Source organism: Siminovitchia sp. FSL H7-0308 (assembly GCF_037980985.1).
GTDB classification, from domain to species: domain Bacteria; phylum Bacillota; class Bacilli; order Bacillales; family Bacillaceae_C; genus Siminovitchia; species Siminovitchia thermophila.
Map to the genome: position 1 here is coordinate 1,080,976 of NZ_CP150282.1, position 12,504 is coordinate 1,093,479.

At 38.8% G+C, this 12,504-nt stretch carries 11 protein-coding genes; 8 read left to right on the forward strand and 3 right to left on the reverse strand.

Translation table 11 applies throughout. The features are described from left to right. Together MHB50_RS05170 and MHB50_RS05175 are read right to left on the reverse strand one after the other, a co-directional pair. Positions 1-1,299: an amidohydrolase gene (locus tag MHB50_RS05170; protein WP_340084951.1), complete on the reverse strand. Its 1,299-nt coding sequence runs from the start codon at positions 1,297-1,299 to the stop codon at positions 1-3. Further along, complete coding sequence (locus tag MHB50_RS05175; RefSeq protein ID WP_340084952.1) at positions 1,280-2,500, reverse strand: M20 family metallopeptidase; 1,221 nt, start codon at positions 2,498-2,500, stop codon at positions 1,280-1,282. The genes MHB50_RS05170 and MHB50_RS05175 overlap by 20 nt, the downstream gene beginning before the upstream one ends. 666 nt (positions 2,501-3,166) lie before the next feature. Between MHB50_RS05175 and MHB50_RS05180 the strand changes: the two genes are divergently transcribed. From MHB50_RS05180 to MHB50_RS05200, 5 genes are all read left to right on the forward strand, one after another. Next, on the forward strand, positions 3,167-4,483 hold the full coding sequence (locus MHB50_RS05180) for a hypothetical protein (RefSeq protein WP_339162378.1): 1,317 nt from the start codon (positions 3,167-3,169) through the stop codon (positions 4,481-4,483). Positions 4,484-4,790: 307 nt separating this feature from the next. Then, positions 4,791-5,363, forward strand: a complete 573-nt coding sequence (locus tag MHB50_RS05185; RefSeq protein ID WP_340084953.1) for a VanZ family protein — start codon at positions 4,791-4,793, stop codon at positions 5,361-5,363. A 655-nt stretch (positions 5,364-6,018) separates the two neighbouring features. Beyond that, entirely contained in the window at positions 6,019-6,591 is a 573-nt protein-coding gene (locus tag MHB50_RS05190; RefSeq protein WP_340084954.1) for a hypothetical protein, read from the forward strand. Between the two features lie 171 nt (positions 6,592-6,762). Next, entirely contained in the window at positions 6,763-7,338 is a 576-nt protein-coding gene (locus tag MHB50_RS05195) for a cadmium resistance transporter (RefSeq protein WP_340084955.1), read from the forward strand. A gap of 181 nt (positions 7,339-7,519) precedes the next feature. Beyond that, positions 7,520-8,071, forward strand: a complete 552-nt coding sequence (locus MHB50_RS05200; RefSeq protein WP_077110236.1) for a cupin domain-containing protein — start codon at positions 7,520-7,522, stop codon at positions 8,069-8,071. 193 nt (positions 8,072-8,264) lie between these two features. On the opposite strand, the gene MHB50_RS05205 is transcribed toward MHB50_RS05200, so the two are convergent. Continuing rightward, entirely contained in the window at positions 8,265-8,426 is a 162-nt protein-coding gene (locus MHB50_RS05205; RefSeq protein WP_340084956.1) for a hypothetical protein, read from the reverse strand. A 279-nt stretch (positions 8,427-8,705) separates the two neighbouring features. Here MHB50_RS05205 and MHB50_RS05210 point away from each other — a divergent pair, with 279 nt between their 5' ends. From MHB50_RS05210 to MHB50_RS05220, 3 genes are all read left to right on the forward strand, one after another. Next, a complete protein-coding gene (locus MHB50_RS05210) occupies positions 8,706-9,143 on the forward strand; it encodes a hypothetical protein (RefSeq protein ID WP_340084957.1) in 438 nt (145 codons plus the stop codon). Then, positions 9,140-10,915, forward strand: coding sequence for a DUF2339 domain-containing protein (locus tag MHB50_RS05215; protein ID WP_340084958.1), 1,776 nt, complete (start codon positions 9,140-9,142; stop codon positions 10,913-10,915). Before MHB50_RS05210 ends, MHB50_RS05215 begins: the two co-directional genes overlap by 4 nt. A gap of 624 nt (positions 10,916-11,539) precedes the next feature. Next, a complete protein-coding gene (locus tag MHB50_RS05220) occupies positions 11,540-12,259 on the forward strand; it encodes a cytochrome c biogenesis protein CcdA (RefSeq protein ID WP_077110189.1) in 720 nt (239 codons plus the stop codon). The last annotated feature ends 245 nt before the right edge of the window (positions 12,260-12,504 follow it).

A 12,504-nucleotide genomic window follows, 5' to 3' on the forward strand; every position in this document is an offset into this window, starting at 1 on the left:
CTAAGAGGATGTTCTTTCCGCAAGCACAATACGAATAAACGTTTCCAATGCCACGGGCAGCAATTCTTCTTGAAAATCAAATCGTGGATGATGGTGAGGGTAGTGTAAATGAGTGCCAAACAACATATAAGTTGCTTTACCACCATTTTTTTGAACCTGATCCACCATATAGCTTGCATCTTCTGAACCCATCACAGTTATTTCCGGAATGATGTTTTTAATATAGACACCATTTGCGCAACATGCTGAAATATGAGAGATCAACTCCTCACTGCAAACTATTTCATTGGTGCTGCCCACTTCTTCAATATGTGAGTGAACATCGTGCATGGAAGCCGCGCTCTCAATGATGCGTTTTGCCTCCTCAAACATATACTGATTTACTTTTCGTGTGATTCCTCTCGTTTCGACTTCCATCTTGCTGTTATCGGCAATAATATTTCGCCCATTTCCAGCCATTAATTTTCCGACATTGATACGTGTGATTCCCTCACTATGACGAGGGATTGCATATAAATTAGAAACGGCTGTAGCGGCAGCCAATAAAGCGTTTTTCCCTAATTCCGGCTGCATTCCCGCGTGGGAAGATTCTCCTTGGAACGTGACATTCAATTTGGTTGAAGCTAAAAACCCTTTTGTAGTTGCGGCCACTTCTCCCACTGCCAGAGGTTGAATGCCAATATGTCCGGCGTAAAAATAATCAACATCATCAAGCCACCCTTTATCAACAATTGCTTTCGCGCCGCGCCCACCTTCTTCGGCAGGCTGGAAAATAAGCGTATAGCGTCCCTTTAGTTCATTTATATATTTAGCAATAAAGGCGGCCAACCCTAAGCCAATCGTCATATGGCCGTCATGGCCACAAGCATGCATGACATTCTGAAACGCAGATGCAAAATGGTGTTGAGAAGGAAAATGAGATGACTCTTTACATTCATCAATTGGCAATGCATCGATGTCGAATCGAAAGGAAAGATGGTTTCCTGTTTTACCTGTATCGATCGTTGCTATAACACCTGTAAATCCACCCCGCATGTGATGTAACCAAGACTCTTCGACGCCCCACTCTTGGGCAATCGTCTCTTGTTCTATTAACTTCTTGTTCTCGGGAACACCTAATCGTGATTCGTCTTGCATTACATCCTTTCCAAGGTAGATTGTATATCCAAGTCTCTGTAATTCTTTCCCAATTTTATACGTTGTGATATATTCCATAAATCCAAGCTCAGGTTCTCGATGGAATGAGCGCCGCCATTTTACTAGTTGCGGCGATATATCGTCAATAAAAGCAGCTATCATTATTTTCATCCTTTTTTAATTCATGTAATGTGTCGATGGCAATTTGGGTTAATAAGGCGCTTCCAAGCGGCAAAGCTTGTTCATTTAACTTAAAAAGAGGGTCATGCAGCGGTTTTTGTGCTGTTGGATCATCTAGTTGAGTTCCTAACCATATAAGTGCTCCCGGATATCGGTTTAAAAACCGACTGAAATCTTCGGCTGTTAATGCTGGTTTTACTTCTGGCGCCGCATCTGGTCCCATTATTTTTCGTGCCGATTTACGTGCCAAGCTCGCCCATTTGGGCGTATTAACGGTAGGTGGATATCCATCTTGGTACTCAATTTCTACCCTTGCTTCATACATCTCGGCAACTTGATTGGTAATGATAAAAAAGCGTTCTTTGATTCGATTTTTAATAGATTGCTTATACGTTCGAATCGATCCTTCAAGTATTACTTTGTCCGCGATCACATTTGGCGCGTAGCCACCTTCTATTTTGGCGATGGTAATAACAGAAGCCTCCATTGGATCAATATTTCGACTAACAATAGATTGCAAGTTTGTAATTAAATAGGCCGCGGTCACGATGGCGTCACTCGTCTCATGAGGCATACTCGCATGCCCCCCGTTGCCATGGATCGTAATATGAAAACGATCACTCGCACCCATCATTTCCCGATTTCGAATGCCTACTTTTCCAACGGGAAGTTCGGGCCAGACATGTTGTCCGTAAATGACATCAGGTGTATATGTCGCAAAAACGCCATCCTCCAACATGGCTTGTGCGCCCCCAATCGGCGCATCTTCTTCCGCTGGTTGAAACACGAGCAAAATCGTTCCGTGAATATGTTCCTTCAAGTTATTCAGCACATAACCGGCTCCAAGTAACATGGCTGTATGCGCATCATGGCCGCAAGCATGCATGATACCATGATGTTTAGAGGCAAAAGAACAGCTATTTTGCTCCACAATCGGGAGAGCGTCCATATCAGCTCGTAAAGCGACTGTTTTTCCTGGGTAATGACCATGAATAATGCCTAAAACTCCTGTTTTCGCGAAACCGTTTTCAAAAGGAATATCGTATTTTTGCAGCGTTTCCATGATTAGTTGTGAAGTGTTCCATTCATTATTACTCAGTTCCGGATATTGATGCAGATGCCTTCTGATCTCAATGATGTCATTTTCCACCTGTAGTATATGTGTCTGAATATTGATGTCCATGGTTAACCTTCCTTCTTTATGATAATGGAATACTTCCATATCTATTCCGTAAATGGTCATTTTTACATGGGATCAGCGTTATAGTTTATGAGTATGTTTATACCAAGAATAAGATGAATCATTTCTGTTGGGGGGAGGATGAAGGCTTGCTCAAATCTGGTATATTAGCCCTGTCCCGCGCCGCGAACCATTTCGAGATAGATTACTGTTTACCCTTATAAAGCTCAACAAAGGAATGACATTCTCCTTGAGGCTTTGCTGTCCTATGATAGAGGGGAGGGACTCCCAACCTGACAGCGTTTTTCCCTCTCAACAACTTTGGCAACCTCTAAGCCCGCCAAAATCATCCAACAGCCACATACATGGCAATGGCTAGTCAAACCATGTTCCCATCTTATACTGATCTTATGCAGTTTTTCGGCGACTGGCAGGCGCCCTTGTAGTTTATTATTTCTTTGCGCTGCTTATATTAAGGATATTTCCTTATATATTCCTTAATATAAATAAACGATGTTTTATTGTCAATAGTAAAAAAATTTAAATAGAAATGGAGAGGAAAGGAAAGATAGGGTTTTTTCTATGGTATAATAACGGTGTTTGGAGGAGATCTGTATATAAAGTAATCTGTAAAAATGAACGGACGACCATTATCGAAGGAGAACATCAATGAAAAATCGAATAGGAATTGTCGGACCACAAGATTCCGTTGATCTTATATTGGAGGTTGCACAAGAATTTCATGATCGAATCACGCAAGTCCCGTTTGTTTATACACATTCGGAAGAGGCAAAAGACATTGTATTGGATCATAAAGATAAAATTGATGTGTGGTTTTTTTCGGGACAAGCTCCTTATGCGATAGCAAAGCCATATATCAAATCAAAAAGCGGTTTTTACCCATCTTTAACGGGGTTTAGTTTAACCAAAGTGTTGCTTGATATATCCTATCGTGATCAAAAAAGCTTAGATCGTTTGAGTTTTGACACAATACCTGCCAGCGAAGTAATGGAAACTTTTTCCGAACTGCATTTGCAAACGAAATCGTTGGAACTTTTTCCTTATAGCGGTTATAAGCCCAGTGAGGAATTATTTCAATATCACTACGATCTTTATAAACAAAATAAAGTGGATTGTTGTATCACGGGCATTCACTCTGTATATAAGAAGTTAAATGAATTGGGCGTACCTTCTTATCGGCTCATTCCGACTAAAATGGATATTAGGGATAAAATGTTGATTGCGACACAGCGAAGTGAAATTATGCAATTTCAAAGTTCCCAAATTTCTATCTTGATCCTGCAAATACATGAGATGAGCCATTTGATTAGTAAAAGCAATGTGTCCTTTGATGCGCATCGTTTAAGTTTAAAGTTGCAAGAAATCGTGATTGAATTTGCCGAAAAAATACAAGGATCTTTTATCCAACAAGGGATTGAAAAGTTTATTATTTTTTCTACAAGAGGCACGCTGGAAGACCAATCCAATCAATCCATATTTGATTTATTAGAAAAGATAAAGCTCATTACGAATCTCCCGGCCAATCTGGGGATCGGCTATGGCATTACCGTTGTAGATGCGGAGCAAAATGCCTATCTGGCATTAAACCATGCAAATCAATATGATAAAAACACGATCATGTTAGTAGATGAAAAGGGAGTGGTGAACGGGCCGCTTTTCGATAAAAACAGTATTTCATTCACACGGCGCATTCATGATTCGGAAGTCGTAGATAAGTTGCAGCTTGCAGGTGTAAATGTGAGTACCTACACGAAAGTACTAGCGGTTCAAGAAAAATTAAGAAACGGTTCCTTAAGCGCCCATGAACTTGCTAAATGGTTAGGAATGACACAACGAAATGCCAGAAGAATATTAAGTGACTTGGAAAAGCACGGATTGGCTCAGATTGTGGGGGAAGAGGTCCCCGGTACACGTGGAAGACCTCGAAGAATCTTCAAAGTGGGGAAGGTACAAGACACCCCATGAAGCTTCCCAATATAACTTGGTTCCGCTTTTTGGCTGCCGCCAAATTTCCGGATCATTGGAAGTAGTTTAGTTGGTTGCCAGTCAAGAAGGGGGAGGGCAGCTTAGTTCGAAAAGGTAACAAAAAAAGAGCACTGTAATGACTCATAAAGAAGAAAATAGGCTCCGCCTTCCCATCGTCACGAGTTCTTAATGCGGGAAATAAAGTGGCGAGCTTACTACATAAAGCTTTGAAAGATTGTCTTTCCTCATTCTGCGGAATCAATAAAGCATCATGTTCCGAATAGTAATAGGTAAGGAGAAGTTTAATATGAGCATTAACATCATAACTGTAATCGGATTCATCGGCTTATTGTTATTTATTATATATGATCTTTTTAGAAAAAAATTGAAAAACCTATTAAAGAGAACGATCCTGTTCAGCTTTATTTTCTATTTCATTGTAGTAGCCACTGTTACAACGGGATATATTCACATCCCTCCTCTTGAAAGGGGAGTTGTCAATATACAGCTTTTTCCGTTTTATTTTATTTGGGATTTGAGCGGTTATGGCCCAAACAGTTGGTTCTTTTGGAATGCGGTAAAACTCTCCTTTTTTAATCTTATCATGCTGTTCCCATTGGGTGTGTATTTACCGTTCATTTTTAACATCCAGAGTATAAAAAAAGCAACGCTTATCGTGTTTTTTACAAGTTTATTGATAGAGACTTGCCAACTTGTTCTTGTATACTTTGGCTTTTTATCAGGACGGACGTTTAATGTAGATGATTTACTATTAAATACATTGGGTGGTACTTTAGGTTTTATCTGTTTTAAAAAAATCGCTGAACTGATTCTTGGGAAAAAAAGAAAGACCAAACATATAAGCAGCTTTCCACAATAAAAATCAAGGAGGAAAAAATGAAAGAATTTCCGTTCGAACGTCCAACTATTTATTATGATGAACCTTCTGATGTAGGCTTTGAGCGGCATGTGGCAGTTGTAGATAAACAAGAGACTTTCATTCATTAGAGATGCCTTTTACTGAATCGCTTGGGGGAGTTTATCAACATATGAATTTCCTCCATGAAAATCTTGATGAGAACACCCCGTATTCCCCCGTCATGTTATACCATGTTTGAAAGAGGGGATACCTCATATGACTAAAAAAGGGGCATTTCCTACTGAGAATGAAATCGGATGGTGGGTTGAATCAGAAACTAGTTGTTCCTTCAAGCCTCCCTTAGCCCAATTAAAATATCATTCCAGGCTGAATCCTTTTTGGATTCGGTCTTTTTTGGCTTTCCTGCCATTTTTTATTTCAAACAGTAATCAAAAACATTCCAAAATGAGGGCTTTCGTTCTCGTTCCTCCAGTGGTCATACGGAGAAAAATGGGAGTGGCATTTAGACGACATTGGGAAAGAATAGAGTATTTACCGCGGCTTTTAAGTAGGTGTTTTAAGGATACGCTCGGCACTCGGCTTACATATGATAATTTGCAGGGCTTCATGATTAAATTACTGGAATGGCCATTAAACAAAAAGTGAGGGATTTTCGTTGGAATGGCTCAGCTCTTTTTTTATCATCAATCTGATCGGATTAAGTGCCAATTTAGATAATACGGGAGTTGGCATTGCATATGGGCTTAAACATTTTAGAATACCTTCTTGGTTCAATGCCATCATTAATGTCATTGGTTTCTTTAACACACTGATTGGTGTTTTTTTAGCATCTATCATTTCGCAGGTTATTTCTCCTACAGCAACTGGACTTGTTTCTTTTTGTGTGTTTTTTTCTATCGGATTTTTGACAATTTATAATCGTTATTCTGGCTTACTTTATGGAAAAAATAAACCGATGGTAAAAATTCATCAGCCTACATTGCGGCAGGCTATTATCCTCGGTTTTGCTTTGTCGGTCACCAATATTGCTGCCGGATTTGGAGCGGCGGTTGCATATGAATTACTTATTTGGCCTTTGATCATTAGTATTACTTGTTGGGGATATATTTGCATTTGGATTGGAAATGTGATAGGAAATACTGTTTTCTTAAAAGTTTTTGGCCAATACTCTTCCCTTGTTGCCGGGCTCATTTTTATGGCAATAGGTCTTAATCAACTTTTTCAATAATGCCTACGCAAACTCCAAGAATAAAATGTTAATGAGATTTTCAGTATTAGTCATTTGTATTGCTTTTATCAATATAATGGAATGATAACGATTCTTACTGAGATGCTCTTTTGAAAAAAACAAATGGGATTAGGAAAGAGAAAACCAAAAGAAAAGGTGATTCCATAAGAGATGTTAAGTCTTGTTTCAATAATCCTATTCTTTGTAGCAACAAATCTTGATGACCTCTTGTTTTTGATAACCTGGTTTTCACAAGCAAAAACAACAGAAGAAAAATGGTATATCGTAGCAGGGCAATACATTGGTTTTATTCTCCTTCTATCCATTAGTTTTATCGGGGCTTTTGGAACTTTGCAACTTTCCGAGGAGTGGGTAGGTTTATTTGGGTTCATTCCGATCTATCTCGGAATGAAATCACTCATGTCTTTATATCAGTCGCGAAAGAAAAAAAGCCGCCCTGTTATGTGGCTGTTCAAAACCGCAGTCATAACCTTTGCAAATGGCGCCGATAATATGGGAGTCTATATTCCGCTGTTTGCAACTTATAACCTTGAGAGGATTATGTTGATATTAGTGATTTTTTTAGTCCTAGTAGCGATTTGGTGTTATTTGGGACTTGTATTAGTTCAACAACCTTTATTTGCCCGGGCACTCGAACGCTACGGTCATTTTATCGTTCCTTTTGTTTTAATAGGCTTAGGCGTCTTTATTATGGTAAAACAAGGCACATTTCATTACTTTTTGTAAAGACGGCTTCTAATTGATTCAAAACAACATATAGAAAAAAGATGTGAAGGATATTTGTTGAAAGGAAATCTTTTTTTCGCGGTAAAAGTGGTTGGAGCCCGGAATAGTGTCAAAAGTCAATGTACCTTCCCAAAGCATCTTGCATAGGATGATGTATATATTTGTGAAGGGAATGAGCAAATTGTACCAAACTTCTTATATGTATCCATACCCTTATTATGCATATGACTATGCAAGACACCCGGTATATTGGACTGCTCCATATTCAAATCAACTTGATTCCTCGCACTCATCAATTCCCACTGACAGATTGAAAAGAAAGGACTATGGAAGTCAACCATTTGTGGTGAATATCGAGAAGGCCGTAAAGCAAAATCGCACGTTTCGGACAGCCTTGTGGACAGGGAAGCATTTACAGGTCACATTGATGAGTATCAAACCGGGAGAGGATATCGGCTTGGAAATTCATCCACATCTTGATCAATTCTTAAGAATTGAACAGGGGCAAGGAATTGTTCAAATGGGTAATACGAAAGAAAATTTATACTTTAGGAAAAGAGTTTATGAAGACTATGCAATTATGGTGCCTGCCGGTACATGGCATAACGTAACCAACACTGGAAATATACCATTGAAATTATACTCCATTTATGCACCGCCACAACATCCATTCGGTACTGTTCACAAAACGAAAGCCGATGCGATGGCCGCTGAAAGAAATCAATTTTATTAAAGGTGGGGGCGTAAAGAGTTGATGATGTTTCATCAGCTCTTATTTTCATTTTGTTGACGTGGGTTAACGAGGAGTTGCCCCCGGAATAAAGTTGTTGATTCTACCGTTACGCTAGACAAATGTATTCCATTATAATAAAGAAATACCGTTGGGAATAAATGACATTGACAGCGAAAATGACAGAAGTAATCATTTACTGCGAATTTCTTCTATTGGCATTCACCGTCACGTTTTTATGGCCGATGGCATTTACCATCACGTTATTTTCAGAATGGCCGATTTGATTTTCCATACATATCAAGTTGTGTCTCGTATCATTGAGACAACCTTTTTTGGCTTTGTATATGATTGCCATCACCTTGGACTCCATTATCTCGCTGACCCGTCTTCACGCTGTAGTTGATTACGGCGGAAAGTTGTGTGATGTGAGGAATAAGGAGAAGTAAATCAGTTGCATCCCAAAATAGCCTTGTTTTGTTATGATCTTGGTAAGACAGCAATAAATATACAGCAAGGAGTAATGTGATGGAACTTGTGTGTAAATTCTTTTTTATAAGACTTTCGTACATTGTACATGATGAATCTTCCAGATATAATGGCGGGAGGACATATTTCCATAAAAAGGAGCAGTATAATGGATGAAAATATAAAGAAATTAGTCCGAAGAGTTGAAACCTTGGAAGAGGAAGTAAGTACTTTAAAGCGAAAAATTGCGAAAATGGAGCCCCTGTCAACTGCCGACATCAGGAAAGCGGAAGTAAAGGAATCACCACAAAAAACAACGGTTGAGCAAACAGGAGAACGAATGACGGCTGAGCCGGAAAGCAAGCAAACAGCTGCGCAGACAACGGCCGAGTTGGAAGACAAGCAAACAGTTGCGCAGACAACAGCTGAGTTGGAAGACAAGCAAACAGTTGCGCAGACAACAGCTGAGTTGGAAAGCAAGCAAACAGCTCAACCTGTTCAAATGAAACAGGAGCCGAAAAAAGAAGTAGACTTTGAAAAAATATTGGGAATTTGGCTGCCGCGCGTTTTCATGTTCATTCTATTACTGGGCTTTTATGGGGATTGAAAGTCGGCATGGACAACGGCTGGATTACCTATTCAGTCAGAATTGTGATGGGATATGCAAGCACCATACTTCTTTACTATTTAGGAATGCGCTATGTAAAAGGCGAGAAAAAATTGTTCGGGGTGACGTTGCTGGGCGGAGTTATTGCTTTGGGGATTTTAACGACATTTGCCGCACACTATTTATACGATTATTTTCATTATATGTTGGCGTTTATGATTGGGATCTTCTACATTGCGCTTGGATTATTTTTGTCTAAAAAAACAAAGTCCGAAACGCTTACCATTTTCTCTGCCATCGCCGGATTTTTACTGCCATTTTTATTAGAAGGTCAAGGAGCAACAGCTCTTCAATTTTGTTTATATATCTTATTGCTTTTCTTATCATTATTTTATGTTTCATTAAGTGAGAAACACAAAATCACTTTTTATGTAACCTTTGTCTTGTTCCATGTAACGTTAATGATTTATGCCAACTTTGCAGGAACGTATGGCAGTGAATATATTATTGTAGCCACCGTCCTCATTCAGCATATATCCTTATTGACTTTTTATATAAGAGGACTTATTTCAAGACAAGTATTTACAGAAGTATTAATTTATACAAACTTTGTATTTGCGATAAGCTGGATTAAATTGCTCATCCAGCCCCAAGAAGTGGTTGTTTACGGGTTGTTTGCATTATTATACATCGTTTTAACAGCATATGTGTTTTCCGAAAAAGATCGTTCGTTACAAGGCGTGCTATCAGCCGTAGCGGTATTTGCAACGAGTGTGTTTATCTTGTCATTTCAACTTGAACATATTCAAGTGAAATTAATGTTATTGCTTATTAACGGCGCGATCGGATTATGGGTCGGCCTCTATTATGCTACGAAACGGACGATTGTCACGAGTTCGATCATATACGGGATTACAGCCTGGACGGTTATCTTAACTGTATATATGGAGCGGTTTGTTTCATATGATCATCTCGTTTGGCTCCTGTTGTTAATAACGATGGGGTGGATCTATCATTCTATTTATCGCTTTGGGCCGAACAAATTTCATTTACAAGTCCAAAAGATTGATATGAGTCTGATGATCGGGCAAATCATCAGCCTGCTTTATATTTTTCACTTAACCCAAATTTGGCTGGCTCAGACTTACCTGCCATATGAAACAGAAAGCCATATTCAAGCGCTCATCTTTATGGCCGCCTTGCTTTTCATGTATTTTGCATATAAATGGAAACATGGGGTTTATGTGACGTATGCGGCCGTGATCGAATATTTGGTGTTGGGGCTTGTCATTGTTTCTCTACCATTAACCGATGATTTTCTGAATCAATGGTTTTTATTTCATTTATTTGTGGAAATCGGATATGTCTTTTTGTTAACATGCCTTTTTGTGATCATTTTCAAAGGAAAACTTCCTAATAAGGAAGGAATGAAAGCAAAAGCTTCTGCGTATTTTATTGCGCTGCAAGTTACTTGTTTTATCTTCTTAAATAAATGGTATTTCGCCATTACAAATGTGTACGATTGGGATAGAGAATATGTCTTTTTAGTTCATACATTTTTACTCTTTTTATTCGCGTTTCTCTCCATTAGTTTGGGACGGAAATGGAATTGGAAAGCTGTAAAAATCATCGGGAGCTTGCTCATTGGCTTTTGTTTATTGAAATTGTTTTTCATTGACTTGATCAATATTTCCATCATTATTCGGGCTATCCTCTTTATTATCGTTGGGGTTGTTGGACTGTTGTATTCAAGGACATTATTGAAAGATTAGTTCATGAAAAGAAGGGAGCCAGAGCGGTCATTTTGTAAAAGTGAGCCGCTTGGGCGGCTCCCCTACAATGGAGTAGAGACACGAAACCTTGGCGTCAAACGGAAAAAAATAGCGGAACGTCAACTCATTCATGGGCCGTCTGTATCCTTTCTTGATTTGTTTCCAGACTTCAAGGAAACAGAACAAAAAGCGAACTGATCACAAGTTTGAAAAATAAAGCGGGGCTGGGGACATAAGCAAATACGAAATAGCGGGACAACCCCTGTAAAATGAAACAAACCGCATGAAATCAAGTTTAAAACCTTGATTTCACGCGGTTTTATTCTCACGATTTTTACAAATATGCATCAGATTTCAACTTGTGTCCCAGCCTCCAGTTGTTGAGAAACCCTTGAAAACTGAATCACGGGCAAATCCATTGGGGAGTTGCTCGCTTCTTTGTTCATTTACTCTGTCCTTATGGGCTTACTATCCACTTTCTCTAGAAGCGGTAGTTTGTTCTTAAAGTCGTCACAGTGTATTCAAGCACCCTATTGTTTTATTTTGGGATAGGCTATACGATTGATGCAAACAGCTCCCATATTTCGGGTATGTAAGCGAGTATGGCTGTAGGAGTGAAAAAAGTTGGAAAATGTCACTGTATTACTTGCATTTAGTGCAGGTTTTTTAGCGTTTATTTCTCCATGTTGTTTGCCGCTGTATCCGTCTTTTATTTCATACATAACCGGGGTCTCTGTAAATGAGTTAAAAGAACAAAAAGAAACTTTCTTCAGCAAAAAAGTATTGCTTCATACGCTGTTCTTTTCTTTAGGTTTTTCGGTTGTTTATTATATCCTGGGGTTTTCTGTTAGCAAGCTCGGAGCGTTTTTTTCTGCCTATCAAAGCTATATTAAAATGTTTGGCGGCATTTTCTTAGTGGCAATGGGCCTGTTTTTAATGGGCGTTATTAAACCGGCATTCATGTTCAAAGAAGTTCGGCTTCATTATCGAAAAAAATCTTCTAGCTATTTCAGTTCTTTTTTAGTTGGTTTCGTATTTGCCGCTGGATGGACACCTTGCATAGGGCCTATTTTCGGGGCGATTATATATGCAAGCGTTTTAAATCCCGGACAAACATTTGCCAATATTACGGCTTATTCATTGGGCTTTTGCATTCCCTTTATTTTGATGGCGCTTTTTATTAGTAAGACTAAGTTCATCTTAAAGTATTCTTCCGCTTTAATGAAATTTGGCGGTTTTGTTATTGTCATTTTGGGTCTCATGCTTTATTTTGATAAAATGCTGTATCTAAATATATGGGCTTCCACTTTACAATATTTTATTGAAAGTTTATTTTTCGATTAACCATTCCATTTTGAGGAGTCTTTTTCTTTCAGTGAAAATAGATCGCGGTTGTTAACTCCCTGCTTTAGTCTGCTACATGACAATGTCTTGTTTCAATTGTTAAATTTGATTGGTCAATCAAATTTCATCTTAATCAAGCAAATAATAGGGTGTTTATGGGTCAATATAATAATCTCCCGCACGGATTTCAACGTATAAGCATTGTTTTATGTGCGGTTATTTTGCCATCAGGCTTTTTGCGATGC